At 68.3% G+C, this 26294-nt stretch carries 28 protein-coding genes; 18 read left to right on the plus strand and 10 right to left on the minus strand.

Annotated elements, in window-relative coordinates; all coding sequences use genetic code 11:
* The first annotated feature begins 227 nt into the window (after positions 1-227).
* From AB0L65_RS56590 to AB0L65_RS56600, 3 genes are all read left to right on the plus strand, one after another.
* Positions 228-569 carry a hypothetical protein gene (locus AB0L65_RS56590; RefSeq protein ID WP_350733336.1) on the plus strand — a complete coding sequence of 114 codons (342 nt, stop codon included), beginning with the start codon at positions 228-230 and terminating at the stop codon, positions 567-569.
* Between the two features lie 17 nt (positions 570-586).
* Positions 587-955, plus strand: a complete 369-nt coding sequence (locus tag AB0L65_RS56595; RefSeq protein WP_364264901.1) for a ClpX C4-type zinc finger protein — start codon at positions 587-589, stop codon at positions 953-955.
* Between the two features lie 155 nt (positions 956-1110).
* A complete protein-coding gene (locus AB0L65_RS56600) occupies positions 1111-2127 on the plus strand; it encodes a D-2-hydroxyacid dehydrogenase family protein (RefSeq protein ID WP_364264903.1) in 1017 nt (338 codons plus the stop codon).
* Between the two features lie 6 nt (positions 2128-2133).
* Here the strand turns inward: AB0L65_RS56600 and AB0L65_RS56605 are convergent, their stop codons facing one another.
* On the minus strand, positions 2134-2703 hold the full coding sequence (locus AB0L65_RS56605) for a CGNR zinc finger domain-containing protein (protein ID WP_364264905.1): 570 nt from the start codon (positions 2701-2703) through the stop codon (positions 2134-2136).
* Between the two features lie 72 nt (positions 2704-2775).
* On the opposite strand from AB0L65_RS56605, the gene AB0L65_RS56610 reads away from it, so the two are divergent.
* The 7 genes from AB0L65_RS56610 to AB0L65_RS56640 all read left to right on the plus strand — a co-directional run bounded on the left by AB0L65_RS56610 (position 2776) and on the right by AB0L65_RS56640 (position 9132).
* Positions 2776-3534 (plus strand): class I SAM-dependent methyltransferase, encoded by a 759-nt coding sequence (locus tag AB0L65_RS56610; protein WP_364264907.1) that lies wholly within the window; start codon positions 2776-2778, stop codon positions 3532-3534.
* 39 nt (positions 3535-3573) lie between these two features.
* Positions 3574-4632: a dihydrodipicolinate reductase gene (locus tag AB0L65_RS56615; protein WP_364264909.1), complete on the plus strand. Its 1059-nt coding sequence runs from the start codon at positions 3574-3576 to the stop codon at positions 4630-4632.
* Positions 4629-5129 carry a carboxymuconolactone decarboxylase family protein gene (locus AB0L65_RS56620; protein ID WP_364264911.1) on the plus strand — a complete coding sequence of 167 codons (501 nt, stop codon included), beginning with the start codon at positions 4629-4631 and terminating at the stop codon, positions 5127-5129. The genes AB0L65_RS56615 and AB0L65_RS56620 overlap by 4 nt, the downstream gene beginning before the upstream one ends.
* Before the next feature lie 23 nt (positions 5130-5152).
* The gene (locus AB0L65_RS56625) at positions 5153-6775 is read left to right on the plus strand and encodes a GMC oxidoreductase (protein ID WP_364264913.1); all 1623 of its coding nucleotides are present in this window, start codon (positions 5153-5155) and stop codon (positions 6773-6775) included.
* Positions 6776-6976: 201 nt separating this feature from the next.
* Positions 6977-7273 carry an antibiotic biosynthesis monooxygenase gene (locus AB0L65_RS56630; protein WP_192789828.1) on the plus strand — a complete coding sequence of 99 codons (297 nt, stop codon included), beginning with the start codon at positions 6977-6979 and terminating at the stop codon, positions 7271-7273.
* A gap of 43 nt (positions 7274-7316) precedes the next feature.
* Positions 7317-7877 (plus strand): TetR family transcriptional regulator, encoded by a 561-nt coding sequence (locus AB0L65_RS56635; protein ID WP_364264915.1) that lies wholly within the window; start codon positions 7317-7319, stop codon positions 7875-7877.
* A gap of 70 nt (positions 7878-7947) precedes the next feature.
* Entirely contained in the window at positions 7948-9132 is a 1185-nt protein-coding gene (locus tag AB0L65_RS56640; protein WP_364264917.1) for a cytochrome P450, read from the plus strand.
* A 13-nt stretch (positions 9133-9145) separates the two neighbouring features.
* Here AB0L65_RS56640 and AB0L65_RS56645 read toward each other — a convergent pair whose 3' ends face one another.
* Positions 9146-9397: a hypothetical protein gene (locus AB0L65_RS56645; RefSeq protein ID WP_364264919.1), complete on the minus strand. Its 252-nt coding sequence runs from the start codon at positions 9395-9397 to the stop codon at positions 9146-9148.
* 17 nt (positions 9398-9414) lie between these two features.
* The gene (locus tag AB0L65_RS56650) at positions 9415-9966 is read right to left on the minus strand and encodes a helix-turn-helix domain-containing protein (protein ID WP_364264921.1); all 552 of its coding nucleotides are present in this window, start codon (positions 9964-9966) and stop codon (positions 9415-9417) included.
* A 61-nt stretch (positions 9967-10027) separates the two neighbouring features.
* Between AB0L65_RS56650 and AB0L65_RS56655 the strand changes: the two genes are divergently transcribed.
* Together AB0L65_RS56655 and AB0L65_RS56660 are read left to right on the plus strand one after the other, a co-directional pair.
* Complete coding sequence (locus AB0L65_RS56655) at positions 10028-10897, plus strand: alpha/beta hydrolase (RefSeq protein ID WP_364264923.1); 870 nt, start codon at positions 10028-10030, stop codon at positions 10895-10897.
* Between the two features lie 10 nt (positions 10898-10907).
* The gene (locus AB0L65_RS56660; protein ID WP_364264925.1) at positions 10908-11630 is read left to right on the plus strand and encodes a phytanoyl-CoA dioxygenase family protein; all 723 of its coding nucleotides are present in this window, start codon (positions 10908-10910) and stop codon (positions 11628-11630) included.
* Here AB0L65_RS56660 and AB0L65_RS56665 read toward each other — a convergent pair.
* Both AB0L65_RS56665 and AB0L65_RS56670 read right to left on the minus strand, forming a co-directional pair.
* Positions 11615-12205, minus strand: a complete 591-nt coding sequence (locus AB0L65_RS56665; RefSeq protein ID WP_364264927.1) for an AAA family ATPase — start codon at positions 12203-12205, stop codon at positions 11615-11617. The two genes, AB0L65_RS56660 and AB0L65_RS56665, sit on opposite strands and share 16 nt — an antisense overlap.
* A 35-nt stretch (positions 12206-12240) precedes the next feature.
* The gene (locus AB0L65_RS56670) at positions 12241-13185 is read right to left on the minus strand and encodes an AraC family transcriptional regulator (RefSeq protein WP_364264929.1); all 945 of its coding nucleotides are present in this window, start codon (positions 13183-13185) and stop codon (positions 12241-12243) included.
* Positions 13186-13246: 61 nt separating this feature from the next.
* Here AB0L65_RS56670 and AB0L65_RS56675 point away from each other — a divergent pair, with 61 nt between their 5' ends.
* Positions 13247-14149, plus strand: a complete 903-nt coding sequence (locus tag AB0L65_RS56675) for an SDR family NAD(P)-dependent oxidoreductase (protein ID WP_364264931.1) — start codon at positions 13247-13249, stop codon at positions 14147-14149.
* Positions 14150-14338: 189 nt separating this feature from the next.
* Here the strand turns inward: AB0L65_RS56675 and AB0L65_RS56680 are convergent, their stop codons facing one another.
* The 3 genes from AB0L65_RS56680 to AB0L65_RS56690 form a co-directional block, all read right to left on the minus strand.
* Entirely contained in the window at positions 14339-15481 is a 1143-nt protein-coding gene (locus AB0L65_RS56680; protein WP_364264933.1) for an NAD(P)/FAD-dependent oxidoreductase, read from the minus strand.
* Between the two features lie 473 nt (positions 15482-15954).
* Positions 15955-16356, minus strand: a complete 402-nt coding sequence (locus AB0L65_RS56685; RefSeq protein WP_364264935.1) for a hypothetical protein — start codon at positions 16354-16356, stop codon at positions 15955-15957.
* Positions 16357-16492: 136 nt separating this feature from the next.
* A complete protein-coding gene (locus tag AB0L65_RS56690; RefSeq protein ID WP_364264937.1) occupies positions 16493-16942 on the minus strand; it encodes a hypothetical protein in 450 nt (149 codons plus the stop codon).
* Positions 16943-17320: 378 nt separating this feature from the next.
* Between AB0L65_RS56690 and AB0L65_RS56695 the strand changes: the two genes are divergently transcribed.
* Positions 17321-17911: an NUDIX domain-containing protein gene (locus AB0L65_RS56695; RefSeq protein ID WP_364264939.1), complete on the plus strand. Its 591-nt coding sequence runs from the start codon at positions 17321-17323 to the stop codon at positions 17909-17911.
* Positions 17912-18477: 566 nt separating this feature from the next.
* On the opposite strand, the gene AB0L65_RS56700 is transcribed toward AB0L65_RS56695, so the two are convergent.
* Together AB0L65_RS56700 and AB0L65_RS56705 are read right to left on the minus strand one after the other, a co-directional pair.
* Complete coding sequence (locus tag AB0L65_RS56700) at positions 18478-18693, minus strand: helix-turn-helix transcriptional regulator (protein ID WP_364264941.1); 216 nt, start codon at positions 18691-18693, stop codon at positions 18478-18480.
* A complete protein-coding gene (locus tag AB0L65_RS56705; RefSeq protein WP_364264943.1) occupies positions 18693-19184 on the minus strand; it encodes a DUF2975 domain-containing protein in 492 nt (163 codons plus the stop codon). The genes AB0L65_RS56700 and AB0L65_RS56705 overlap by 1 nt, the downstream gene beginning before the upstream one ends.
* Before the next feature lie 387 nt (positions 19185-19571).
* On the opposite strand from AB0L65_RS56705, the gene AB0L65_RS56710 reads away from it, so the two are divergent.
* From AB0L65_RS56710 to AB0L65_RS56725, 4 genes are all read left to right on the plus strand, one after another.
* A complete protein-coding gene (locus AB0L65_RS56710) occupies positions 19572-23066 on the plus strand; it encodes a WD40 repeat domain-containing serine/threonine protein kinase (protein WP_364264945.1) in 3495 nt (1164 codons plus the stop codon).
* Between the two features lie 602 nt (positions 23067-23668).
* Complete coding sequence (locus AB0L65_RS56715; protein WP_364264947.1) at positions 23669-24496, plus strand: hypothetical protein; 828 nt, start codon at positions 23669-23671, stop codon at positions 24494-24496.
* Between the two features lie 455 nt (positions 24497-24951).
* Positions 24952-25407: a hypothetical protein gene (locus AB0L65_RS56720; protein WP_364264949.1), complete on the plus strand. Its 456-nt coding sequence runs from the start codon at positions 24952-24954 to the stop codon at positions 25405-25407.
* Between the two features lie 454 nt (positions 25408-25861).
* On the plus strand, positions 25862-26164 hold the full coding sequence (locus AB0L65_RS56725) for a hypothetical protein (protein WP_364264951.1): 303 nt from the start codon (positions 25862-25864) through the stop codon (positions 26162-26164).
* Positions 26165-26294 lie beyond the last annotated feature (130 nt).

A 26294-nucleotide genomic window follows, 5' to 3' on the forward strand; every position in this document is an offset into this window, starting at 1 on the left:
CACCCCTGCTTTTGCAGCCAACGGAGATATACGGCATTCCACTAATAGGCCCTGGCAGTACCACATTTATCCTGGGACCGAATGAGTTTCAGGAATGAGGTTTTCCTACCGAGGAATAGAAACCTCTCCGCCAGGATCATTCAGCCACCCCCGGACGTTCGCCGGTGATCCTCTCGATGGGCTTGCGCGTCTACAGTTAGGCAACCTTGACCGGGAGGTGGCGGGAAATGGCATCGGATCTCCGCAGGCGGGCGTCGGACGACTCCCCCGTGCACTCTGCTGAGTTCATCGTCTCCGCGGCTCGCTTGGAAGAGCTGCATCAGTGCTCCGCCGTGCTCCGCCGTACGAGGTTGCGCGCCGAGGAGATCGTGGACGAGGCACGGACCTTGCTGGCGGAGGCCGAGCAACGCGGCGACGCCGACCGCGTCCTGGAGCTGCGCGCCCAGTTGGAACAGGCGCGCGGGCTGTACGGCAAGGTGCTGAACGCGTACGTGACGATCTGTCGCAAGATCGCCGAGGAGCGTCAGGCCATCCTGCAGGAGCAGATGGGATTGTCAGGTGCGGCCTGACGGACTAGTGTCAGGGCATGCCTGACGAATGGAAGGACAAGATCCGCTGCTCTTTCTGCCACAAGAAGAGCACGGAGGTGAAGAAGATGATTGCCGGTCCCGGTGTGCACATTTGTGACCAATGCATCGAACTGTGCAATGAAATCCTCACGCAGGAGCGCCTCGCCACCCCTACCGAGCCCCGCCTCCCGATGTGGGAGTCCATGACAGAGGAGCAAATACTCGAGCATCTTCCGAAAATCGCCGCCGTGCAGGCGCAGGTGGACGACAACCTGCGCGACTGGGTGGCGCATCTTCGCGGCAGGGACGTCAGCTGGGAACGCATCGGCGCCTCGCTCGGCATGACGCGGCAATCCGCGTGGGAACGGTTCAGGAGCGAGACCTGACAGGTGAACCGTTGTGACCTGTGGGACGTCCTATGGTCAGGGAGGCCCGACATGCGCGTCCTACACGGGCTCACGGCGCCCGATCTGGAGGAGCTCCAGCTCGAGCTGATCCTGATCCTGGCGCTGCACGACGAGGCAGAGCGACTGGCTGCCGAATGAACGGGCTCCAGCTCCCCGGGCGTACCGGGGAGCTGGAGCAGGGGGCCGGATCCTCCGTAGGATTGCTGGTCATGCTGCGCTGCGCCGTGCTTGACGACTACCAGGGAGTGGCCCTCGGCCTGGCCGACTGGTCGAGGGTGCGGGTGACCGGTTTCCGCGACCACTTCACCGCCCGGGACGACCTCGTGGCCGCCCTCCGCGACTACGAGATCGTGGTCATCATGCGGGAGCGCACGCCGTTCCCGGCCGAAGTGCTCGACCGGCTGCCCAACCTGCGGCTGCTGATCACCTCGGGCATGCGCAACGCGTCCATCGACGTGGCCGCCGCGCGGGCGCGCGGCGTCACGGTCTGCGGCACGGCCAGCGGCTCGACCGCGCCGGTGGAGCTGACCTGGGCGCTGATCCTCGGCCTCGCCCGCCACCTGCTCCCCGAGGCGACGGCCCTGCGCGCGGACGGGCCCTGGCAGAGCACCGTCGGCACCGACCTCCACGGCCGCACGCTCGGGCTGCTGGGGCTCGGCAAGATCGGGTCCCGGATGGCGGCGATCGGCCGGGCGTTCGGCATGGACGTCGTGGCGTGGAGCCGGCATCTGACCGAGGAGCGCACGGACGCCCTCGGCGTGCGGCTCGCCCCGGGGAAGGACGCGCTGCTGGCCGAGTCCGATTTCGTCTCCGTCCATCTCGTGCTGAGTGACCGCACGCGGGGGCTGATCGGGGAGCGGGAGCTGTCGCTGATGCGGCCGGCCTCCTACCTGGTCAACACCTCGCGGGCGGCGATCGTCGACCAGGAGGCGCTGGTGGCGGCGCTGCGGGCGGGGCGCATCGCGGGGGCCGGGCTGGACGTGTTCGAGCTGGAGCCGCTGCCCGCCGGCCACCCGTTCCGCACTCTGCCCAACGTGCTGGCCACGCCGCATCTGGGGTACGTGACGGAGCTGAACTACGGCACGTACTTCCGCGAGGCCGTCGAGGACATCGACGCCTTCCTCGCCGGAGCCCCGATCAGGACCCTCTAGCCCCGGTCAGTCGGCCCGGCTCCTGGCGCGGAAGGCGGCCGTCTTGACGCGGTTCTGGCAGGCCGTGGAGCAGAACCTCCGGGTGCCGTTGCGCGAGACGTCCACGTAGACCCGGTCGCAGTGCGGCGCGGTGCAGACCCCCAGGCGGTCGCTGAACTCGCTGCCCAGCACGATCGCCAGCCCGGTGGCGCAGCTCGCCGCCCACTCGCCCGCCAGCGTGCCGCCCGGGCCGTGGAAGTGCAGGTGCCAGGGCTCGCCGTCGTGCCGCTCCAGCATCGGCCTGGCGTGGCTCTCCTCCAGCAGCGCGTTGACCTCGTTGGCGGCGGCGTCGATGTCGTCGGCGGCCACGGCGGCGAAGACCGTCCGCAGGCGGGCGGCCACCTCCGCCAGCTCGGCGCCCTCCGCGTCGGTGACGTCTCGATGATCCGGATAGACCGTGCGCAGGCTCTCGGTGGCGGCGGCACCGGCGCTGCCCGGCGCCGGATAAGCGCGTCCCCGCTGCTCACCGGGGGTCAGCGCGTTGACGATCGCCACCGTGGTCCTGACCACGCCATCCGTGTGACTGTTGTAATCCAATTGACCGGTTACACCTTCGTGTTCTAGCTTGTAACTGCCCAAAGCATAAACGACAGTCACAAGGAGACGGACGTGCTCACTCACGATGCCGCATCGCAGTGGATCGCGCGCTGGGACCGCCAGCAGGAGGGTTATCTCCCCGACCGCGAGGAGCGCTTCACCGCCCTGATCGACGCCGTGGAGGCGCTGGACCGGCCGGACCCGGTGGTGATCGACCTGGGCTGCGGCCCCGGGTCCCTGTCGGCCCGGCTGCTCGACCGCCTGCCCAGGGCGAAGGTGATCTCGGTGGACGCCGACCCGCTGCTGCTCGGGCTCGGGCGGGCCGCGTACCCGCGGCTGACGTTCGTCTCGGCGGACCTGCGTACCGGCGGCTGGACGGAACTGCTCGGGCTGGACGGGCCCGCCGACGCCGCGATCAGCACGACGGCGCTGCACTGGATCTCCGCCGCCGACCTCAAGGGCGTGTACGGCGAGGTGGCGAGCGTGCTGCGGCCCGGCGGGCTGCTGCTCAACGGCGACCACATGGACACCGACGACACCTCCCCCGCCCTCTCCCGCCTTGAGCGCGCCGTCCACGACAGGGAGACGGAGCGGGCGTTCGGCGCGAACCCGCCGGAGGACTGGCGGACCTGGTGGGACGCGGTCGAGGCGGACCCGGCCTTCGCCGAGCTCAACGAGGCGCGCCGCACCACGGCCGGGGCCTCGCACCACGGCTCCGAGTCGCACCTGCTGTCGCATCACGTCGAGGCGCTGCGGGAGGCCGGGTTCGCGGAGGTCGGCACGCTCTGGCAGCGGGGGAACAACCGCCTGCTGTGCGCCGTACGCGGCTGACCCCTATACGACTAACCAAGCGCTTGCTACGCTCCGCCCATGATGTCCACGGTTGTCTGGGGCACGGGCAACGTCGGCCGCGCGGCCGTCCGCGCGGTCGAGGCCCATCCGGGGCTGAAACTCACAGCCGTACTCGTCCACGATCCGGACAAGGTCGGCAGGGACGCCGGCGACCTCGCCGGGCTCGGCCACGAGCTCGGGGTCGCCGCCACCGACGACGTCGAAGCCGTCCTGGGCGCGAGCCCTCGCGCGGTGGTCTACGCGGCCTCCGGCGACCTCCGCCCCCAGGAGGCACTCGACGACGTGACCAGGGCGATCCGAGCCGGAGCCGTCGTCGTCACCCCCTCCCTCTACGCGCTCTACGACCAGCGCAACGCCCCGCCCGAGCTGCGCGAGCCGGTGCTGGCCGCCATCGGCGAGGGCGGCGGCTCGCTGTTCGTGTCGGGGATCGACCCCGGCTGGGGCAACGACGTGCTGCCGGTGCTGATCAGCGGGCTCGGCTCCACCATCGACGTGATCCGCTGCCAGGAGATCTTCGACTACTCCACGTACGACCAGCCCGACTCCGTCCGGTACCTGGTCGGCATGGGCCAGCCGATGGACTACGAGCCGCCGATGATCGCGCCGACCGTCCCGACCATGGTGTGGGGCGGCCAGGTACGGCTGATGGCCAGGGCCCTCGGCGTCGAGCTCGACGAGATCCGCGAGACCCGGGACCGGCGCGCGCTCGACGCCACGGTGGGCGAGTTCGAGGCGGGGACGCAGGGCGCGGTCCGGTTCGAGGTGCAGGGCATCGTCGAGGGCGAGCCCCGCATCGTCGTCGAGCACGTCACCCGCATCCATTCGTCCTGCGCGCCCGACTGGCCGACGGCTCCGAACGGCGTGGGCGCGCACCGCGTGATCATCGAGGGCCGGCCGCGCATCGAGGTCACGGTGGAGGCCACGGACGAGGGCGGCAACCTGTCCGCCGGAGGGAACGCCACCGCGGTCGCCCGCCTGGTGGGCGCCATCGACTGGCTCGTGGACGCCGGACCCGGACTGTACGACGCGCTCGACGTCCCGCTGCGACCCGGCACTCTCGGAGGAAAACGACCGTGAACATCGACATTCCCGCAGGCAAGGACCCGATCTCGTACGTGTGGGGCGAGATGGTCCCCGGCATCGGGATCGCCGCCTCGAAGTTCTCGATGTCGGTGTACACCCACACGACCCTCGGACTGCGCGAGTTCGAGGCCGCGCGGCTGCGGATCGCGCAGATCAACGGGTGCGCCTTCTGCCTCGACTGGCGTACGGAACGGGACGGGCAGAAGGTCGAGGACACGTTCGCCGACGCGGTCACGGAGTGGCGCACGACCGACGCGTTCGACGACCGCACCCGCCTGGCGGCCGAGTACGCCGAGCGGTACGCCCAGGACCACCACGGCCTGGACGAGGAGTTCTGGGCCCGGATGACGGCGCACTACAGCCAGCTCGAGATCGTGGAGCTGAGCATGTGCCTCGGCTCGTGGCTGGCGTTCGGCCGCCTCAACCACGTACTGGGCCTCGACACCGCATGCACGCTGACCGGCGGCTCATCGCCCACCCCCCGATTATGAGAACTCACGAAGTGAGGGACCGCATGCGCAGCACCGGAAAGACCTCGACCCCCGACATCTCCCGCCGCGGCTTCCTCATCGGAACCGGGTCCCTCCTGGGCGCGGCGGCCCTCAGCCACCCGGCCGCCGCCGCTGCCGCTGCCGGTCCGATCGCTGACGGGGCCCGCGTGCCTGTCCTGGTCATCGGCACCGGGTACGGCGGCTCGGTGGCCGCCCTGCGCCTGGCCCAGGCGGGTGTCAACGTCCACATGATCGAGATGGGCATGGCCTGGGACACCCCAGGCTCCGACGGCAAGATCTTCTGCAACACGCTCCAGCCGGACAACCGCTCCTACTGGCTCCGCACCCGGACGAAGGCCCCGCTCAACTACTTCCTCGGCTTCCCCATCGACCGGGACATCCCCCGCTACACCGGCGTGCTGGACGCCGAGGAGTTCGGCGGCATCACGGTCTACCAGGGCCGCGGCGTCGGCGGCGGCTCGCTGGTGAACGGCGGCATGGCCGTCACCCCCAAGCGCGAGAACTTCGCCGCCATCCTCCCCTCGGTGAACCCCGCCGAGATGTACGACACCTACTACCCCCGCGCGAACACCGGCCTCGGCGTCGGCACCGTGGACCCCGCCTGGTTCGACTCCACCGACTGCTACCAGTACGCCCGCGTGGGCCGCAAGCACGCCCAGCGCTCCGGCTTCCCGTTCACCTTCGTGCCGGACGTGTACGACTGGGACTACATGGAGCAGGAGGCCGCCGGCACGGTCACAAAGTCGGCCCTGGCCGGCGAGATCCTGTACGGCAACAACTACGGCAAGAAGTCGCTGCAGAAGACGTACCTCGCCCGGGCCGCGGCCACCGGCAGAGTCACCGTCTCCCCCCTGCACCGGGTGACCTCGGTCGTTCCCGCATCCGGCGGCGCCTACACGGTGACCATCGAGCAGCTGAACACCAGCGGCGACACCACCGCCACCAAGACCGTCACCGCGGACCGGGTGTTCTTCGCGGCCGGCAGCGTGGGCACCAGCAAGTTACTGGTCAAGCTGAAGGCCACCGGCGCGCTGCCCAACCTGAACGGCGAGATCGGCAAGGGCTGGGGCGACAACGGCAACGTCATGTGCGGCCGCGCCAACCACCTCTGGGACCCGACCGGATCGCTCCAGTCGTCCATCCCGTGCTCCGGCATCGACAACTGGGCCGCGGGCGGCGCCTTCGCGGAGATCGCCCCGCTGCCCACCGGGATCGAGACCTTCGCGTCGTTCTATCTCTCCATCACCAAGAACCCGAACCGGGCCCAGTTCACCTGGAACGCCGCGACGGGAAAGGTGGACCTGAACTGGCAGACGGCCTGGAAACAACCGGCCATCGACATGGCGAAGACCATTTTCGACAAAATAAACGCGAAAGAGGGGACGATTTACCGGACCGATCTGTTCGGCATCTACAAGATCTGGGGCGACCATCTGACGTACCACCCGCTCGGGGGCGCGGTCCTGAACAAGGCGACCGACAATTACGGGCGCCTGACCGCCTACCCCGGCCTGTACGTCATCGACGGGGCGCTGATCCCGGGCAACACCAGCGTCAACCCGTTCGTCACCATCACGGCCCTGGCCGAGCGGAACATCGAGAAAATCATCGCCACCGACCTGTGAAAGATTTGAGGCCCGCATCTCTGCGGGCCTCATATCCAAGCGTCGTGTCATCGCTTGGATCAATGATGACCTCGGTTACACGTGATCGTCAAGCTAATCCCATGGCATGGCATAGAAACAGCAGCCTTTTACGCCGATATTTTCCCTTATATCGCCGCCCCGACCGCCTATGGTGGAATGAAAGCCGCTGAGGAGGCTGCGATGAGAGAGCACTTCGTCTGGGTGACGACGCGCCGCATCAGGCCGGGGGCGTTGGAGGAGTTCGAGAGGGCCTGGCGCCCGGACCCGTACCCGGAGGGTCTGCGCCACGCGTACGCGTACTGGTCGGAGGACGGGCAGGAGATCACCGGGGTGTCGTTCTGGGACTCGAAGGAGGCCTGCGACTCCTGGCGCAGCTCCGAGGCCGAGAACCGGCGCCGCGAGATCATGAGCCCTTACGTCCTCGAGGAGCGCGAAGGCTTCTACCAGGGCCGCGAACTCGGCGTCCCCGTACGGTGAACCACCGGCCCGCCGCCCGGCGGGCCGTCACTAGACTCGGCCCGTGTCCAGACGACAGGAGATCGCCGACGCGGCGATCGGGCTCCTCGCCGCGGAAGGCATGCGCGGCCTGACCCACCGCGCCGTCGACCGGGTGGCCGACCTGCCGGAAGGCTCGACGTCCTACTACTTCAGGACCCGGCAGGCGCTGCTCCAGGCGACGGTCGAGCGACTCGCCGACCACACCGCCGCCGACCTGGCCGCGCTGCAGGAGCGAGCGTCGTCTATGACGGGCGCAGACGACCTGGTCGAGGCCGCGGCCTGGCTGCTCGGGCAGTGGCTCACCACCAGCCGCGACCGCCAGCTCGCCAGATACGAGCTGTCCCTGGAGGCCACGAGGCGGCCCGAGCTGCGCGAGGCGCTCCTGGCCGGCGGCGCTCGCGTGCGGGCCCTGATCACCCGCCTGCTGGCCGACTCCGGCGTGCCCGACGCGGACCTGTGGGCCCGCGACCTCATCGCGTACGGCGACGGCCTGCTCCTCGACCATCTGCTCAGCGACCCGGGCGAACTGCCCGACCTGCGTCCCAAGATCCGCGCGCTGCTCGCCACCGTCGGCGAGGGCTGATATCAGGACCACTGCGCCCTTTCGCTACTCTACATCCGTAGAGGCTCTATAGGTGTAGAGGAGCAAGAGCGTGACCATTACCTTCCCCACGAAACGTCCGTCCCCGTTCGACCCTCCGCGGGAGCTGCGCCACTGGCGCGAGGAGGCGCCCATCCAGCCCATGCGCTACCCCGGCGGTCACGACGGCTGGCTGGTGACGGGCCACGCGGCCGCCCGGGCGGTGCTGGCCGACGCCCGGTTCAGCAGCCGCCTGGAGCATCTGCGCTGGCCCGTCGCCTGGGAGGGGATCGATCTGGCGAGCTTCGCCCAGCCTCCCGGCTTCTTCATGCAGCTGGACCCGCCCGACCACACCCGCTTCCGCCGGCGGCTCACCGCCCAGTTCACCGTGCGCAGGCTGCAGGCGTTGGAGCCGCGGATCGGCCAGATCACCGCCGAGGTCCTCGACGCCATGGAACGCGGCGGCGCACCCGCCGACCTGGTACGCGAGTTCGCCCTGCCCGTTCCCTCCCTGGTGATCTGCGAGCTGCTGGGCGTGCCGCCCGCCGATCGCGCACGGTTCCAGCACGACTCCGCCACCGTCCTGCGCGACGGATCGACAAAGGAGGAGGTCGCCGCCGCGACGGCCTCGCTGTTCGGCTACCTGTACGAGCTCACGGCGGCGAAACAGGCACACCCGGCGAACGACCTGCTCTCCGGCCTCGTCACCGGTGGCGAGCTGACGCTGGAGGAGATCACCGGGATCGGCCTGCTGCTCCTGGTGGCCGGCCACGAGACCACGGCGGCCATGCTCGGCCTGGGCGCGTACGTCCTCCTGGAGAACCCGGATCAGCTCGCCGCGCTGCGCGGGAACCCGGCCCTGATGGAGGGCGCGGTCGAGGAGCTGCTGCGGTACCTGTCGGTCGCCCACCTCGGGCCGATGCGGGCCGCGCTGGAGGACGTGGAGATCGCCGGCCGGACCATCAGGAAGGGCCAGGTGGTGACGTTGTCGATCCCGGCCGCCAACCGCGACCCCGAACGGTTCCCGGATCCCGAGACCCTCGACGTCACCCGTCCGTCGCCGACCGGGCACCTGGCCTTCGGCCACGGCATCCACCAGTGCCTGGGCCAGCAGCTGGCCAGGCTCGAGATGCGCATCGCGTACCGGGCGCTGTTCGAGCGCTTCCCCTCCCTAAGGCTGGCGGTGCCGCCGGAGGAGGTGCCCATGCGTACGAACATGACCATCTACGGCGTGCACCGGCTCCCCGTCACCTGGTGAATCCCTGGCCGGCCTATGGGCACAGGCCGGAGGTCAGCAGGGCGACGGCCGCCTTCTCGGGATCCCCCGAGTACGAGGTGATCGACAGGGCCACCTGTCGCGACCCGTCGGCCGAGCTGAACGCCACCGTGAGGTAGCCCGGGGCGCCCCCGCCGTGCCCCAGCGCGGTGCCGCACGGCAACGGCGCCATCTCCAGGCCCAGCCCGTAGGCACCCGCGGAAACCCTGATATCGGCCGACGGTCTCCGCCCCGGGAAGTAGGCCATTCGGCCGCCCGCCTCCCTCAGTGACCGGGCGCGTCCGGGGGCGGCTGCTCGGCGGGGAACAGGATCGCGCTGAGCAGGTACGGCGCGCGGTCCGGCGCGGGAGCGTTGGCGATCCGGTCCCGCAGCACCGCGAGCAGGTCGGTGAGCATCTCGGCGAGCTCGTCCGGGCTGAGCCACAGCGTGCCCTGCCGATAGGACACCGAGTCGGCGACCGGGTCGGCGCCGTCGCGGTCCAGGTAGGCGTTGAACTCGGCGATCAGGGCGGCCATCGCCGCGGCGAATCCACGGCGGTGGTCGTCGAGCGACATCGCGGCCGCGGCGCCGACGTCGATCGAGGGCCGGTCCTGGCGCAACCGGTAGCTCCGCTCGACGGCACCGCGTACCCGCTGCTCGCCCTCCACCTCGAGAAACCCGCCCTCGGCCAGCAGGGCGACCTGCCGGTAGACGGTCACCTTCGACACCCCGGGCATGCGGGCGCACAACTGCGCGGTCGTCAGCACCTGTCCTGCCGACAGGGCGTGCACGATGCGCAGCCGTACCGGATGCAACAGCAGCTCAACGGCGTCCATGGCCTAACGATTTCATATGAGATACCATTATCCAAAATGAAAATGGTCGGAAGGGGTGGGCATGCGAGACGTATCGGGGCGAGCGGTGCCGGTGAACGGCCGGCGCGTCTATGTCGAGGAGTCCGGCCAGGGGCATGACCGGACGGTGGTCTTCGAGGCGGGCGGAGGCTGCGGCCGGACCTTCTGGGATCCGGTGCTGCCGCTGCTGGCGGACACGGCGCACCTGGTGGCCTACGACCGTGCCGGGCGCGCGCTCAGCGGCCGCGTCACCCAGCGGCTCAGCATCGATGACATGGCCGCCGATCTGATCGCGATGACCGAGGCCGTCGTCCCGGGCGAGTTCGTGCTCGTCGCGCACAGCATGGGCGGGCTGGTCGCCCGCCGCGCCGCCGAGCGCCTTGGGCCTCGGCTGCGGGGCCTGCTGCTGGCCGACGTCCTGCCAGAGAGCTCACCGGTGTACGACACCTGGGACCAGACCGCCAAGAAGATCGACCGCATGCTGGCGGTGACGCAGACGCTCAGCCGGTTCACGCCTCTGGCACGCCTGTTCACCGGTAACGTGCGGCGCCTGTTCTCCGCCGACACCTACCGGACCATGCTCGCCGAGGACTTCACCCCCGCCGGGACCTCCCAGACCCGCAAGGAGATCCAGGCGGTGGCCGCCGCCATCCCGCAGTTCCGCGCCCGGCCGCCCCAACTCCCGAAATGCCCGACGATCGTGCTGTCGGTGACCCGCGCAGAAAGAGGGCGGGAACGTCAGCACGCCGCCAACCGCGAGCACCAGCGCCGCTACGCCGAGACCCTGCCCGACGGGCGCCACGAGGACGTCGCCTCGGGGCACTTCATCCAGGCCGAGCAGCCCCGGCTGATCGCGGACCGGACACGACAGCTCCTGACGGCCTCCCGAAAAATGGATGGACACGGCTGTTAGCGTCCCTGGCATGGGTGTAGTTGACATTGACCGCTTTGTCGCCGACGGGTTCGTGAAGCTGGAAGAGGCCGCCCCGCGCGAGGTCGGCGACGCCGCCCGGGCGTTGCTGTGGCGGCAGACCGGTCTGTCACCGCAGGACCCGGCCACCTGGAAGGAACCGGTGGTGTGGGCCGCGGACCTCACGGGTGAGGGCGCGCTCGGGGAGTTCATCCGGAGTCCCCGGCTCGCCGAGGCACTCGACGAGCTCTGCGGGGCCGGTGGCTGGGTGCCGCGTGGTTCGCTCGGCATGGTGCCGATCCGGTTCCCGCGCCTCCCGCCCGCCGACGACAGAGGCTGGCACATCGACGCCAATGCCGCCCAGCCGGACGGCGGCTACCTGTGCAGCGGGCAGCCGGAGACGATGCTGCTGCTGATCCTGATGTCGGAGGTCGGGCCCGACGACGCGCCGACCCGGATCAGGGTCGGTTCACATCGGGACGCGGCCGCGGCGCTGGTGGGGCGCGTGCTGGACCCGTTCGAGGCCGGACCGCTGGTGGACGCGGCCAGTTCACACCGTCCGCTCGCGTACGCGACGGGCCGGCCGGGCGACATCTACCTGGTCCATCCCTTCACCGTCCACGCCGCCGACGAGCACCGGGGCGACGAGCCGAGGTTCATGGCCCAGGCGCCCGTCTTCCTGACCGAACCGGTGACTCCGGAGGGGGGCAACGCACTGGCTCAGGCCATCTCGTGAGCTCCCGAGGTCAGCACACGCCGCGTGCCCCTCGATCGCCAGGCGGTCACCACCGACTGCACAAGTGCGTCCGAAACGCCCTGGCTGGTGTCCAGCTCGTAGTCGTACGGACCGAACGTGTGGATGCCGTCGACCTCCACGTGCTCACGCCCCTCCCCGATGCGGCGGTCCCCGCGCTCGCGTTCTCTCCGATCGATCTCCGCAAGGTCGCAATGCACCCCGACGAGGAACACGTCGAAGCCCGCCAGCAGTTGTGACAGCTCTTCGCGCCACGCCGGGAATTCGATGATGTGCTCCACGACCAGGTCGTTGCCCGCGCTCGCCAGGGCGGGCAGGCAGCGGTGAAAGCCGTTGAAGAAGCGCGGCCGCATCTCGTACCACCACGAGAAGGGACCCTCGTGGTCACGCCGCTCCGGGAGCATGCCGCTCGCCACGAACTGGTCGGACGAGACATGGAGAAACGGCTCATCGAGTGCGCGCTGCAGCGCCTTGGCCAGGGTCGATTTCCCGGAACTGGAGGCCCCGCTGAGAATGATGACGCGGCCCGGGCCTCGATTCGGTGGGGTGGGGTCCATGCTCACACAATGGCAGACCGCTCCCGAGCCATGTCCTATCGTACGGCTGTGTGTGGCCCGATCCGGCGACGATACTCGCGCGGAGACGCGCCGGTGATCCGCTTGAACGCGTTGCTCAGCGCGCTCTCCGAGCCGTAGCCGACCGTACGGGCGATCATCGCCACCGTGTCGTCCCCACGCCGCAGGCGCTCGGTGGCCAGTTCGATCCGCCAGCCGGTCAGGTAGTCCAGCGGGCTCTGCCCGACGGTTCGTTTGAAGCGGGCGGCGAGCGTCGACCGGGACACCGCCGCGGACTCGGCCAGCTCGGCCACCGTCCAGGCGTGGGCCGGCCGGGCGTGCATGGCCCGCAGCGCCGGGGCCACGACCGGGTCGGTGAGTCCGGCCATCCAGCCGGACACCGTACCCGGCCCGGCGACGGCCAGGTGCAGGCGCAGCAGGTGGATCAGCATGACCAGGGCGAGATGCTCGGTGACCAGGGTCGAGGCGAGCGACCGGTCGCGCAGTTCGGCGTCGATCTGCTCGAGCGCCCAGCGCACGGTCGCGGCCTCGGCGGTGCGGCCGGGTACGTGGATCACCGGCGGCAGCACGTCGAGCAGCAGCTCGCGGGCCCGCTCGCCAAAGTCGAAGCGCCCACCGATGAGGACCACGTCCTCACCGGTCCCCACCCGGGCCACGCCGTCGGTGGCCGCCGCGAAGACCGGACCGGCCGGGACCGGCCGCACCCCCGGACCGCTGGCCAGGGTGAAGGCGCGCGGCTGGGTGAGCAGGAAGCAGTCGCCCTCGGCCAGATCGATCGGCTCCGGTACGCCGTCGACGGCGAGCAGGCAGCGGCCGCGGCGTACCGCCACGAACTTGACCGCCGGCGGCGGCCCGTACGACATCGCCCACTCGCCGCCGGCGACCAGCCTGACGGACAGGCGGCTGTTCGTGCCGACTAGGGCGAGGACGTCTTCGAGGGGATCGGCTTGCTGGACGCTCACTCAACTATGTTGGATCCTGAACCATTCCGAGTCCAAATCCTGGTCCCTACCGTTGCGGGTTATGACACGTATGGGCACCCCGTTCGACGCCAGGACCACGGCCGCCGAGATCCTCGCCGGCGTTGACCTCACCGGCCGGCGGATCATCGTCACCGGCGGAGCCTCCGGGATCGGGTTGGAGACCGTACGGGCGCTGCGGGGCGCGGGGGCCGAGGTCACCGTCGCGACCCGCAACCCCACGGGCGACCAGCGGGCCCTGGACCTGAGCGATCTCGGCTCGGTGCGCGCGTTCGTGGCCGGCTGGATCGGGCCGGTGCACGCGATCGTGGCGAACGCCGGGATCATGGCGCTGCCCACCCGCCAGGTCGCCGCCAACGGCTGGGAACTGCAGTTGGCGACGAACTTTCTCGGGCATTTCGCACTGATCACCGGCCTGCGGGAGAACCTGCGGCAGGCCGGGGACGCGCGGGTGGTCATGGTGAGTTCGGGCGCTCAGCTGCTGTCGCCGTTCGACTTCGACGATCCGCACTTCGAGCGCCGCCCGTACGACCCGTGGGTCGCGTACGCGCAGTCGAAGACGGCCGATGCGCTGCTCGCGGTCGGCGCCGCCCGGCGCTGGGCCGCCGACGGCATCACCGCGAACGCCCTCGAACCCGGCTACATCCACACCAACCTTCAGCGGCACCTCGACGACGACACCATGCGGGCAGCGGGCGCGATGGACGACGAGGGGAACCTGGTGACGCCGGACTACTACAAGACCCCGGAGCAGGGCGCCTCCACCTCGGTGCTGCTCGCCGCGTCCCCGCTGCTGGACAGCGTGACCGGCCGGTACTTCTCCTCGGACAACCAGGAGGCCGAGAAGGTGCCGGGCGGGACCGCGGGCGTCGCCGCCTGGTCGGTGGACCCGGCCGCCGCGGACCGCCTCTGGGAGTACGCGCTCACAGCGACAGCGGCCCGCTGACCGCGACCTCACTTCCCATCGTCGGAGGCGCGCGTCCCACAACCCTCGGCTGGTACGACGAGAAGCACCTGCTCATCTCCACCGCGGCCGGCATCGGGATCATGGACCTGACGGGCCGCGTGACCGAGACCCTGCTCAAGCTCGGCAAGAACTCCGAGATCTACCCGCACTTCAGCGCCACGTAGCCGTTCATCGCTCCCAGGAGTGGTCGATCGCGGCGTCCACAAGCTGTGGATCGACACCCGGAAACGAACCGTCACCGAACAGGATCCGCGCCGCCACGGCACGACCGGCACGACCACGCAGCACGGCCACCGCCGCCTCCGCCGCGGCAGGGGACCGGATACCGGCGAACACCCGGCGCAACAACAGCCGTCCCCGGAACCGGGCCCGCAACGCGCCCCCGTCGTACAGGCTCAACCTGCGCTGATCGCCGGTACGCAGGTACCCGGCGGCGACCGCCGCGGCCAGTTCCGCCATGCGTAAACACGGATCCAACCCACCGGCCGTCAGCGGCGACACCGCGCCCGCCGCGTCTCCGACGAGCAGCCCGGCGGGGCACGCCAACCGTCGCAGCACACCGCCGACCGGGATCGGGCCACCGCGGCGCTCGACCGGACCGGCCGGCGCCGCCCGGCCGGGCGCGTCCACGGCGAAAGCATCCAGCAGGTGACGGACGCCGGCCCGCATCGCACCCGGATATCCCGCGACGCCGACATGCGCGTGCCGACCGTCGTCGATGACCCACCCCAGGTACCCCGGAGCGACCCGAGGGTCCAGCACGCAATGGAACGCCGGGGTGGTCGTCCCCGACGCGACCGGATGAACGATCTCGGCACCGACGAGAAAGCGCCGATTGACATCGAGGCCGAGATCCCGCGCCACCCGCGAGCGGGCGCCGTCCGCACCGACAATGAACCGAGCCCGCACCGGCTCCGCACCCGCGAACTGCACAAATCCCATCGACGCGCCGACATACCGCACGCCCAGAACGACCCGCGCCCCGGCCGACTCCGCCGCACGGCGCGCATGCTCGTAGACGGCCGCCATGTCAGCCACGCGGTACTCGTCCCGTTCACTGGTCAGCCGGATCGGCGCCCGCCGCGACGGCGGATACAGCAGCACGTCCCTTACACCAGGCCCGAGCAGCTGATCCGGCAGGTCGAAGTCATCAAGGGTACGACGCACGAAGATCCCGGTCGTACGGATGCCCGCCGACAACGACCTGCGGCGATCGACCACCATCACATCGAGCTCTCGCGACGCGAGCAGCCGAGCCGTGCGCAGCCCGGCCAGTCCCGCCCCAACGACCAGTACATCCACTGTCCGCATATCCAGCGACGCTAGGGGCCATACCTCGCCCACGGCACCATCTGCACGCGACCCGCCCAGTACCTCTACACCGTCACCACACTCACGCTCGAGGTGTACGCCTCCACAGCATGCAGGTGGACGAACGCCGGCTCCAGCACGACGGCCCTTGCCTCAGCCCCGTATCCCTTGCCCTGATGCTCCCGAGCGATCCACGAACCGGACCGTCGTGAAGTCGGTCGCCCAAATGTTGTGCATGCCGATCGCCATGCCGTCAAGGCGAATCGCCAGGCGCAGATCCCAGCTCGTCGGCCGCCAACGGGCCAAGGTCCGCCAGTTCCAGGCGCGGTGTCGTCACGCGCAGCGCGCGATATCGTCCCGACAAAAAGGAGCACCCCTGACGGCATAACGCCTTCCAGCGGCTCCTCCTTCAGGGCCGGCCTGGTTCAGCGTGAGTGACGGCTGGACGAGCGGGTGTTGGGCCTGCCGCTACATCAGGCGCGGGACTCGCTGAACCAGCGCCCAGCTGAAGGCAGAAAGAGCAGGACTATGACAGCCCAAGCGAGTATGCGATAGCCGAACACCGCGAGCCACGTCACCGTGGAGAAGAGGGCCAGGTCGAGGATGGCAGCGCCGATCAACAGCAGGTGCACGGCGATGATTGCCCATCGTAAGTACGTTCGGCGGCTCGACCATCGGCTCAACAGCCACCCGAGAAGGGTGGTGCTTCCTGCGACGTAGATCAGGGCAGTCAGGATGCCCCAATGAAAGGTTGCGAAAAAGCCGGCCAGTGTGATCGCCAGGCCCACCAGGCCAAAAGCCACTTCCAGCGTAATGATGAACTGAGCCGCTTTGAGAGTGCCCGGCATCCGGTGCGCCTTGACGCTGTTCGTCACAGCCCCATTCTGACGGGGCAGGGCTACAGAGCGCATAGCCCTGCCCCGTTCGGTGGTGCGGGAGGACGGCCGGACGGGACCGGTCCGGAAGGGCCGCAAGCCCGCCCGTACTGCCCGGACGCGCGGAAAGAATCGCTTACCAGTCGCTGATCTCCCAGATGTACCAGGGTCCGTCGAAATGGCGGTAGTAGCCGGGTCCGTCGATGTCCGGCTCACCATTCGGACTCCAGGCGAGTCCGTAACTGGTGAGGAACCCCGTGACCTCGATCATGAAGCCGAATGCACTGCGGGATCCGTCAAGGTACTCGACGGGATACAGGCCGATCCAATCGCGCTTCCCAGGCGGTGTCCCCTCTGACACCGTCTTCGCGAGGTGGTCGAGGCTGCCGCGCGACAACTCGAAACGCATCCTGACCGGCGCACCGACGTGAACCAGCGCGCCGACCAGCACCACAACCAGGGGCGGCACAGCCCAGAACAGCCAGTCGCGACGCAATGCGACCAGCCTCCCCCGCCTGACAAGGACGATAGCGAGCACGATCAACCAGCCGACTCCAAACAACAGCCAGCCGACGCCGACGAGCATGAGCCACGTGAAATTCCACCTGGGAACACTCGTCGCATAAATCGTCCCGAGCCCCAGCAATACGGCGACCTTTCCTCATGCTCTGCCACTGACGTTCATGGGAACGCGTCGGCGAGACGCATCAGGAAGATCGCTGGTTGTGTCCACCGCGTGATCCTAAATTTCACTGGTGGCGATTCCACCGAGCTGGTGTGTACGTATTGTGCAGAAATCCACGATCGATGTCGGGAGCCTCGTTCATGGCACTCGTGCGCGCGCTCTTGCCGCTGGGCGCATGATCGCGACCATGGCCGGCGACAGGAATGCGCGCGGAAGTACGGAGGAAACGAAGCACCGGATCGTCGATCGCCCCAACCAACTACGGAGACCGGCCAACCCGTGGCGATCGTACGGCTGTATCCGTGCGGCGGCGTGGCGCTGGTGTCGGCGTGGCGGCCCACGCTGCTGCCGCCCAGGACCAGTGAAAACTCGCCCGACTCCGCTCGGCCGAATCGTATGATCCGCTTCATGCCGATCCCCCGAGCAGTCGCCGTGGTCGTCGACGGTACCCAAGTCCTGGTCATCAAACGGTTCCTCCGACGCAGGCCAGGCGTCACCTGCGTCATGTGCGATGCCGCAGGCCGGCGGGGGTCGCAGTGTCCCGGGCACCACTACGCGGTTCTTCCCGGGGGCCATGTGGAGGATGGCGAGTCGCCAGAGAGTGCGGCAGTTCGTGAACTCCACGAAGAGACGACTCTCACCGGAAAGATCGAACGGTTGCTCTTCACCAGCTCACACCATGGCCGACCCGCCTTCTACTTCCTCATGCGCGACGTCAACGGCGTACCGTCGCTCTCCGGCGAGGAGGCTGTGGCGCACGGGCCGGACAACAGCTTTGAGCTCAGATGGGCAACGGTCGCCGAGTTCGAGCAGCTGAATCTGTATCCCGCGGATGTGCGTGAACCGCTCGCGGAACTGCTGCGCGGTTGACCCTAACTCGGAGCCAGGCGCGCTCGGCGCGCCAGCTTCTCGGCCGAAGCCACTTGCCGCACCTGGCCATCCAAGTGATCCCGCTGCATGCGTGCCGTGCTCCGTAAGCTCCTCGGCCAGGCGGAACGGGAAACCTTGGCCATGCGGGTGTTGCACGCGACGCTTCCCGACCGCTACGCCCGTTATGAGGTCCTGGCTTCGACCCTCGACCACCACGGCCGGCTCGCCACCCTGGTCACCGATCCCGCGCAGGGCTTCCCCCTATCCCGCACTTCTCTGCGCCACGTCCGCCCCACGCTGCGACGCGACGACCGTCATCCACGAGATGCCGCTGACGGATCTCGGCCTGTGGTTCACGGCGAAGACATCGTGCTGGCTGCTGCCCGCTGTGAGCCCGTGGGCATTGGCTTGGAGCGCTACCGGGAGCCGGTGCGGTGCAGGTCAACCGGCATCTACCCGACGGGGTCGGGACGGTGCTGCGGGCGATCGGCGATTCACGTCCATGCGGTCGACGTACCGTGTCAGGCCGGTGGTATCAGGCGTTTTCACGCCCGCTCCGGGGCACGTCATAAGGCGTCCTCAGCCTCCCAGCGCAGCAGGTCGCCCGGCTGGCACTGGAGCACCTCGCAGAGCGCGGCGAGCGTCGTGAAGCGCACCGCCTTGGCGCGGCCGTTCTTGAGTACTGCCAGGTTGGCGGGCGTGATCCCTACGCGGTCCGCGAGCTCGCCCACGGACATCTTCCGCCTGGCCAGCATCACGTCGATGTCGACGGTGATCGGCATCAGATCACCTCGTCCAACTCGGCCTGCATCTGCGTCGCTTCGACGTCGCGCGCGACGGCCTGGGCGAGCAGCATCCGCAGCACGAGCACGATGAGCGCGACCCCCAGGATGGCCACGCCGATCCCGCCCATGATGACGGTGACACCCGGATCGTCCCGCTGGCCCGGCGCATTGAGGGCCGTGACCGCGAACCACAGGAGGGCGGCCGCCACGATCGCTCCGATCACGGCGTCCACGTACCGAAAGGCGGCGTGGGAGAACACGGTTGCGCGTCGCACCATAGTCACCAGCCGCCACACGCTGACCAGGGCGACCTGGCCCGACACCATGCCCAGGATCGTGATGATGCGCAGCGCGGTCAGCGGGAGCGACCCGTCCTCCGGGTCGCTCCCGCTGACCAACACCCACACCATCGATGCCTGTACGAGCACGGTGCCGGCGAGAACCACCACGAGCACGGCGCGCAGTGCACGCACTGCCAGCTTTCCCATGTCCCATCCTTCCATCGAATTGCGATGAGAATCTATCGAATTTCGATACCTTGGGCAAGGGCCTGAGCGGAGGGTGGGACGCCGTCACCTCCTCCCATGACATGGCGTTCGCGCGAACCGTCTTGATCTTGGCGACATGCGATCATGCGTGAGGGCGTTGCTGTACAGCCCGGATGTCCACGCGCTGTGGTCCTACTACCGGCCCTTGCCCTGTGTCCACGATCACTCCTTCCGATCACCGCAGTCGATCACCCAACCACCTGCGGCGAAGGCGTAGAGCTCGGGGGCGAGCTCCGCGATGCCGGGCCGCTGTGGGTTACGCCGACAAGACGGGACAAGGCGGTCAGACGTAACAACTTTGGGCAAAGAATCTTCATCTAACGCGCCGTGGACGCACTGAGCGCGGGGGATCCGCAGCACATCGGGGATTACTGGCTGGCTGGACGCCTCGGCTCGGGCGGTCAGGGAGTCGTGTACGAGGCCTACGACCCCGAGGGACGCAGGGTCGCCATCAAGGTGCTGCACGCGTCGGACAACAACGGCAGCCGCGACCGCTTCGCCAAGGAGGCGACCGCAGCCGGCAGGGTGGCCTCGTTCTGCACGGCCCGGGTGCTCGCCGCCGACCTGGAGGCGAGCAAGCCGTACATCGTCTCGGAGTACGTCGCGGGGCCGAGCCTGCGCAAGGCCGTGATGGAGGGGCGCAAGTTCACCGAGGACGATCTCCACCGGCTGGCGACGGCGATCGCCACCGCGCTGACCGCGATCCACGACGCGGGCGTCATCCACCGCGACCTGAAGCCGGACAACGTGCTGCTCGGCCCGGACGGCCCACGCGTGATCGACTTCGGCATCGCCCGCACCATGGACATGTCGCTGACGAAGACGGGCGAGGTCTCGGGCACGCCCAGCTACATGGCGCCCGAGGTGTTCATCGGGGAGCGCGCGGGAGCAGCCGCCGACGTGTTCGCGTGGGGTGCCGTCATGGTGTTCGCCGCCACGGGGCAGGACCCGTTCAAGGCGGACACCCTGGGCGGCATGATGCACCAGGTGCTGTCCTCCGCACCGGATCTGCGGGGGTTGCCGCCGCGGCTGGCCCCGCTGGTGGCGGCCGCGATGGCGAAGGATCCCGCCGCCAGGCCCGCGGCACGCGACCTGTTGCTCGCGCTGGTCAGCGGCAACGCCGCCGACACCAAAGGCCTGCTGGCCGCGGGCAGCCGCTCGGCGCAGGGCGTACATGGGCTCGACCAGGGTGATCCCGAGCTGGGGACGATCGCGGAGGACGCCTACACGGCGCTCACGCCAGAGGAGCGCGAGCTGGCCGCCGCGGTGTTCCTGCGGATGGTGACCGTGGGCGAGGACGGGTACGAGAGCGGGCGGTGGGCCTCGCGCGAGGAGCTGTACGGCGGTCGCCCAGAGCGCGAGGCGGCGGCGGTCGAGCGGATCCTGCGGGCGTTCTCGTACGTGGTGACCACGAAGGACACCTCGGTCTCGCTCTCCAGGCCCGCGCTGCTGAGGGCCTGGCCGCGGTTACGCATGTGGGTCGACGCCGACCGCGACGGCCTGGCCGTACTGGGCCAGGTCTCCGCGGCGGCACGGCACTGGTCCGACAACGGCAGGCGGGACGGCGACCTGCTCCAGGGCAGCCGTCTGGAGCAGGTGCTCAGCTGGGCGGCGACCGGCCGCCGTCACGTGACGCTCACCCCCGCCGAGCGGGACTTCCTGCGAGCAGGCACCGAACTGACCAGGAAGCGGACCCGCCGCAGGACGCTGACCACGATCGCGCTGGCCGGGCTGCTGGTCGTGGCCATGGTCGCCGGAGGGCTGGCCGTATATCAGCGGCAGCAGGCCACCGAACAGCGTGACATCCTCACCGCCAAGCAGGTGGCGACGGAGGCCGACCGGATGCGCACGACCGACCCGGTCAAGGCGATGCTGTTGAGCGTGGCCGCCTGGCGGGTCTCACCGCAGTTGGAGACCCGATCCAGTCTCATCGCCTCCCTGCAGCAGCAGGAGACGGCGGTCTTCCGCGATCCCCCGGTCAAAGGCCTTGCCCATCGCACCCTCAGTCATGACGGCCGCACACTCGTCAGCGTCAGCGAAGCCGGCGTGAACGTCTACGACGTCCGTACCGGCAAACGCACCGGTGGCTGGGCCGGGCTGAAGCAGAAGGACGGGACTCCCCAGGCGCCGGCGCTCAACAAGAGCGGCCGCCTGCTCGCCCTGACCATCGGTTCAGAGCTCGGCGTCTGGGACCTCACCTCGGGCAAACAACTGGTACGGCGCTCCCTGTCGGAACGCGGCGGGTTCAGCGCGATCTGGGGTGAGCACGAGTCGATCCTCACCGTGATGTACCAAGGCGAAATCGTCTACCTGTTGGACGTGGCGACCGGCAAGCAGTTCGGCAAGTCTCCCTACACGGACGGCAGCATGGTCCCGTCGCAGCCTCCGCTCGTCGATCCGACAGGCAAACACCTGCTGATGGCGGGTGGGCGCTTCGACGAGCTGGCGCTGCCGGGCTGGACCCCGGAACGGCGCCTGGCGCCCTGCCGAACTCACTCGGACGTGGCGGCTTTCACCCCAGACGGCAAGACCATCGCCTGCGCGAACGCCACGATCGCGCTCGTCGACGCGGCGACCGGTCGTGAGCACAAACAGGGCGATGAAGACTGGGCCTGCGACATCTGCACGAAGTCCGGGGCCGAGCTGCGCTTCAGCCCGGACGGCGACTACCTGGCCGCCTTCGCCGAACGCGAGCTGCGCGTGTGGAAGGTCGCCGATCGCAAGCAGATCCTCACCTACCGGGCCGAGGACGAGCTGACCGACCTGCGGTTCGACCCCGACGGCAGGACCCTGCGCTACCTCTACGACAACATGGTCATCAGCCTCGACCTGTCGCCGAGAGCCAGCGCCACCAATGTCCGGAAGGGGGTGGCGAAACTCAGTCCCGGAGGACGGTGGGTGGCGATGGAGGATCCCGATCAGAACCGCCTCGGGCTCTGGGACCTGCGCAGCCGCAAGGAGGTGGCGACGTTCCCGCTCGGCGAATTCGGGGCATGGGGATTCGACCGGACCGGCACACGCATGCTCATCGCCGACATCACGAGCGTGCGGCTGATCGACCTCGCGACACGCAAGAAGCTCTGGCAGATCTCCACGCCGCACACGAACACGAACAATCCCGAGCGTGCCGACTTCAGCCAGGACGGCAAGACGATCGCGCTCACGCTCCAGCCATCCTCCCAGGAGGGCAGCTTCCGGCTACTCGTGCTGGACACCGCCGGTGGGCGCGTCCTGCGCACGTTCAGCTCGCAGATCGACGGCGGGCCGTACACGCCGGACGGACGCCTCGCCTCGACTTTCGGAAGGTTCATCGACCTCACCGCCGGCAGGCCGGTCGACGCGGCTTTCGATGTCGTACGCGGTGCCTCGGCAGTGGCCGTCAGCGACCAGGGGCGGCTGGCGTTCAGCGCCGGTCCGGCCGGCCGCATCGCGATGTGGACGGTCCAGGGGCCGGCCCAGATCACGCCGGTCCTACGCGGGACGACGGGTGAGATCGCGGAACTGGCCTTCTCCCAGAAGGGCGATCTGCTCGCCAGCGTGACCACGGACGGCATCCTCCAGGTCTGGGACGTCAACGCCATGCGACGGCTCGGCGGCGCGTTCAACCTGCACGGCTCCCAGATCACCTCGCTCGCCTTCAGCCCGGACGACTCCACCCTCTACGCCGCCGACTGGGGTTCCGTCTACAAGATCCCGATCGGTGCCGAGCAGATCGTCCAGGACGTGTGCCGCCGTGCCGGGCACACGCTCTCCCCGGCCGACTGGGCCGCCTTCCTCAAGGACGTGCCCTACCGCGACATCTGCCCGACCAGGCAGCCCTAGGGAGTTGGTGGCACTGGTGCACCTGCCTGGCGATGGAGCACGGTAAGTTCTGCTACCTCGCGCGGAAGCCTCCTTCTCGACCGGCTCCCGCGCGGCGGACATGATGGCGGTGTTCCTCATCACCGACTTCCGCTGACCGGCCGGGACCTGACGGTCGAGCTGTCCCGAGCTCCGCGCTGCGCCCTGAGCTGCGAGCCGACGAGGGAAACCGAACCCTCGACCTTCTGTTTCAAGGAACTTCGAGACTGTCCACGGGCGTCCAGCGCTGCCACGAGTGCCTGCTCAAGGTCTCTCAGCTTGTCTGAAGGGAAGCTCCAGCGACGTGCGATCATGCCGCTGACCAGGCGCTGATGTGCGCCTACATGTCTCGTTAGCGCCCTGGATGTCTCACCGCAGCGTGCAGGACAGGCCTGGGATGGCCACCTCTGCCAGCCCTGACCCGAAAATACGAGAGCGGACGCAAGGAATACCCCGCCCGCCTCCAGCAAAGGCTATTACCACTTGGGATCCGATCTGCACAGGATTGTTATAAGACATCCCTTATCTCGCCAACACCACTCTCTTACTCTTTTCCCTGCTATATCCCCCAATCAAGGACCCTGATGAAACACTTCTTCGCAGGCCTCGTGGCAACGGCCGCGGCCGTGTGCGCGATGGCCGTACCCGCTCAGGCGACATCCGTCGCATCCGCGCAGGCCGCTCCGGTGAACCCGGTGAAAGCCCTGAAGGCCCAACTGGTCCCGGGCAAAGGCGTAAAGATCACCGAATCAAGCGGCATCACTCTCGATTTCACCGCCGACGACCAGGCCATGCAGGTACAGGTGAACACCAGCACGGTCGGCACCCTGGCTTTCGGCAAAGGCAACGTGGCGGCCGCCGACCTCCGTGTCCGCATGTCCTCACGCCAGAAAAAGCCCAGCCCTCCCTACCGGGTCATCGCTGAGGGCAGAAACGCCTACGTGACCAACGCCGGCATCGCCAAGGCGCTGCCTTCCGGTCTTTCCTGGATCCAGTCGAGGGCCAGTGGGCACGACAACGCTCTCCTCAACGTGGGCGTCACGCCGGCAGAACTGCAGTTCATGCTGGACAACGCATCAGAAGTAGCGACCGGCCAATATCAGGGCACCGCCACACTCGCTGAATTCCGGCACGACAAGTCCGCCGGGGAAGGCAAGGTCGAATTCCACCTGTACTTCGATGAACACAACCTGCTCACCCGCACGGTCGTCGACACGACCACCTACCCGGACGACGACACCACGGCCTATGACCAGATGGCCTTCCACACCGATACCAAGTATTCGGGCTGGGGCACCAAGGTGAAGATCGCGGCACCGGCGGCCAGCAAGGTCATCAGCGAGAAGAAACTCAACGCGAAGACCCGCAAGGCCGTCATAAAGGCCGGCTATCCGGAGAGCGGCCCCTTCTAACCTGCACCAAGAAGGACCCGACGTCGGCGAGCACCGCGTACATCTTTCCCACCTGAGCGGCGTCCCCTTCAGAGGAGCAGGGGAACCAATCAAGAGGCCGTCCGTGGCTGAGCCGGCCAAGAGCACATTCCCGCAGATCTGGCGAAGGCCCGTGAAACGGCTCGGAGTCCCGAGGACCGCACCGCCCGCCTCTCCACCTGCAGAGCCTTGAGCACGGGGAGCAGAAAACATAAGAACCGTGTCGGTGGGCTAGCCCGCCATGCTCCGCAGAAATCGCAGGCGCTCCGGTCTTTCGAGACGGAGCGCTTGCTATTGGTCCAGGTTGAATTCAAGCCGCTGTCTGATCTTGCGATGGTCGCAAAGGCGTCGAGCCTGGCAAGATCAATGCATGCACTACGCTTGCACGTCACGACGAACCCTCGGAGGGCTGGGCCATGCTCCCCGGCTTACAGCGGATGATCGCAGCCATCAAATGGGCAGCGCTGACCGTATGCGTATCACTGACCTTTACGGGCTGTAGCAGATGGGAGCCTGTCTACGAGGTGGCCCCCGACGCTGTCGATGACGTTCGCAGCATCGGCGAGGTAGTGGCCCACGCTACGAATGAGTGGGATTTGGACCGAGCAAGTCAGGTCAATCATGTGCTGTTGATGGACGTGGGTGCTGCGAGCTACGAGGACGCGCGAAAGACGGTTCTCGACCGGTTGCGGCAACGCGGCTGGCGGGGAAGCGGCCCAGGCCTGGCGAGCGAGGTGTTGGAGTCTCCGCATTGGGAGCATGTGCTCCTGTCGGTGGATCCTCTGGAAAAGCTGCAAGACGATGGCTCTGACCGTCTGCCTGCCATTGTGGAGGCACTGGAGTCCCGTTCGGAGATGCTCAACCGTCTCGCGGTCGTCTACATGACTCCGTAAGCGTGTCCGACACACGGAACCCGTCTACTACTTGTCCGAGGTTCTACGACAAACATTCAGCGTGCCCGCAGAACTGATCCATGCTCGATCATGTGAGGCACACACCCACCATCGCGCACATAGAGTTCCTCAAGGTTTTCGACCGCTACTGGTCCATCGCAGCTCGTCATACCCCTGCCACGAAGGCCCTTCGCCGTCCGACCTCGGAGCAGACGACTTCGATGGGCTGTTCAACCGGCTTCTAGCCGTCCAGATCTTCGCGTCTGCCCCCGCCTACAGCGCGGCTGATAGGGCAACCAAGGAGCTCATGGCGTTCCATAGGGCTGATGGAAAGAGCGATCAAGCACCGATCACATCTGCGTTCGACAACTACCTGAGACTGATGCGCAAGGAGCTACGACGACTCAGCGCCGCCTTGTATGCGATCATCAAGGAATGACAACAAGAAAGGTCCATGGTCGCTGACCACCGGCTCGCGCTCCACGCGACGCTCCCCGACCGCTACGCCCGACATGAGGTTCTGGCCTCGACCATCGACCACCGCGGCCGGCTCGCCGCCCTGGTCGCCGACCCAGCCCAGGGCTTCGTCCCCAGCCCTGACCGCTTCTGGCTACGGCCGCCCCCGCGCTACGACGCGGCCGCCGTCATCTGCGACGGCGCGGAGACCCGCGAGATCCCGCTGACAGATCTCGACCAATGGTTCACCCACATCGACACCTTAGCCTGCGGCTTTCACGGCGAATTTGAGCCGACCTGATCGTTCACATAAGAAAAGTGCCCTTGAGCTGGGATGATCGGACTTGTCTAAGGCCCCGTCCACCCCAGATCAGAAGGCACTTTCCGAGTGAACTCTACCGCTTCCCTCAGCAAGATCACCGTGTCCGCCG

Origin of the sequence: Nonomuraea sp. NPDC052116 (genome assembly GCF_040680035.1) — a bacterium.
GTDB lineage: Bacteria > Actinomycetota > Actinomycetes > Streptosporangiales > Streptosporangiaceae > Nonomuraea > Nonomuraea angiospora_A.

What these genes read in the sequence shown, in the direction of transcription:
- AB0L65_RS56590 (WP_350733336.1), top strand. Translation starts at nt 228, where the DNA reads ATGGCATCGGATCTCCGCAGGCGGGCGTCGGACGACTCCCCCGTGCAC.
- AB0L65_RS56595 (WP_364264901.1), top strand. Translation starts at nt 587, where the DNA reads ATGCCTGACGAATGGAAGGACAAGATCCGCTGCTCTTTCTGCCACAAG.
- AB0L65_RS56600 (WP_364264903.1), top strand. Translation starts at nt 1,111, where the DNA reads ATGAACGGGCTCCAGCTCCCCGGGCGTACCGGGGAGCTGGAGCAGGGG.
- AB0L65_RS56615 (WP_364264909.1), top strand. Translation starts at nt 3,574, where the DNA reads ATGATGTCCACGGTTGTCTGGGGCACGGGCAACGTCGGCCGCGCGGCC.
- AB0L65_RS56625 (WP_364264913.1), top strand. Translation starts at nt 5,153, where the DNA reads ATGCGCAGCACCGGAAAGACCTCGACCCCCGACATCTCCCGCCGCGGC.
- AB0L65_RS56630 (WP_192789828.1), top strand. Translation starts at nt 6,977, where the DNA reads ATGAGAGAGCACTTCGTCTGGGTGACGACGCGCCGCATCAGGCCGGGG.
- AB0L65_RS56645 (WP_364264919.1), bottom strand. Translation starts at nt 9,397, where the DNA reads ATGGCCTACTTCCCGGGGCGGAGACCGTCGGCCGATATCAGGGTTTCC.
- AB0L65_RS56650 (WP_364264921.1), bottom strand. Translation starts at nt 9,966, where the DNA reads ATGGACGCCGTTGAGCTGCTGTTGCATCCGGTACGGCTGCGCATCGTG.
- AB0L65_RS56655 (WP_364264923.1), top strand. Translation starts at nt 10,028, where the DNA reads ATGCGAGACGTATCGGGGCGAGCGGTGCCGGTGAACGGCCGGCGCGTC.
- AB0L65_RS56660 (WP_364264925.1), top strand. Translation starts at nt 10,908, where the DNA reads ATGGGTGTAGTTGACATTGACCGCTTTGTCGCCGACGGGTTCGTGAAG.
- AB0L65_RS56665 (WP_364264927.1), bottom strand. Translation starts at nt 12,205, where the DNA reads ATGGACCCCACCCCACCGAATCGAGGCCCGGGCCGCGTCATCATTCTC.
- AB0L65_RS56675 (WP_364264931.1), top strand. Translation starts at nt 13,247, where the DNA reads ATGACACGTATGGGCACCCCGTTCGACGCCAGGACCACGGCCGCCGAG.
- AB0L65_RS56680 (WP_364264933.1), bottom strand. Translation starts at nt 15,481, where the DNA reads ATGCGGACAGTGGATGTACTGGTCGTTGGGGCGGGACTGGCCGGGCTG.
- AB0L65_RS56690 (WP_364264937.1), bottom strand. Translation starts at nt 16,942, where the DNA reads ATGCTCGTCGGCGTCGGCTGGCTGTTGTTTGGAGTCGGCTGGTTGATC.
- AB0L65_RS56700 (WP_364264941.1), bottom strand. Translation starts at nt 18,693, where the DNA reads ATGCCGATCACCGTCGACATCGACGTGATGCTGGCCAGGCGGAAGATG.
- AB0L65_RS56705 (WP_364264943.1), bottom strand. Translation starts at nt 19,184, where the DNA reads ATGGGAAAGCTGGCAGTGCGTGCACTGCGCGCCGTGCTCGTGGTGGTT.
- AB0L65_RS56715 (WP_364264947.1), top strand. Translation starts at nt 23,669, where the DNA reads ATGAAACACTTCTTCGCAGGCCTCGTGGCAACGGCCGCGGCCGTGTGC.
- AB0L65_RS56720 (WP_364264949.1), top strand. Translation starts at nt 24,952, where the DNA reads ATGATCGCAGCCATCAAATGGGCAGCGCTGACCGTATGCGTATCACTG.
- AB0L65_RS56725 (WP_364264951.1), top strand. Translation starts at nt 25,862, where the DNA reads ATGGTCGCTGACCACCGGCTCGCGCTCCACGCGACGCTCCCCGACCGC.